Source organism: Shewanella sp. 10N.286.45.A1, assembly GCF_041470405.1.
Lineage (GTDB): Bacteria > Pseudomonadota > Gammaproteobacteria > Enterobacterales > Shewanellaceae > Shewanella.
The window spans coordinates 1-386 of sequence record NZ_JBFRMK010000052.1 but is presented as its reverse complement, the minus strand read 5'-3'; the positions used below and the strand labels follow the sequence as shown (position 1 = coordinate 386).

Here is a 386-nt window from a genome sequence, read left to right as displayed (position 1 = left end):
TTGAAGAAGAATACACAATATGAAGTGGTACGTTCTTTAGGACGACAAGATAAGCTTATCAGGCTAACTACAACCCCTCAATCTAGAAAGAAAAGACCTGATTTACCTGAGTCTATCGAAGCACGTTTACTCACTAAAACAGTGAAAGGAAAAACGTTGCAAATCATCACTTCACTCACAGAGCCAATGCGTTATCCATCAAGTGAAATCGTTGATTTATATGCGCATCGATGGGAGATAGAGCTGGGATATAGAGAGATGAAGCAGTACATGCTTGAAACTCGGTTTACACTCAGAAGTCAGCTGCCGGAACTCATTAAGCAAGAGTTGTGGGGAGTCCTTCTTGCGTATAACTTACTGAGATATAAAATGGTATTGATGGCGCA

At 40.7% G+C, this 386-nt stretch carries 1 protein-coding gene; it reads left to right on the top strand.

Going from position 1 to position 386, the window contains the following annotated elements; all coding sequences use genetic code 11:
- A partial coding sequence (locus AB4238_RS04980) for a transposase (protein WP_372031932.1) occupies positions 1 to 386 on the top strand: 386 nt, incomplete at both ends.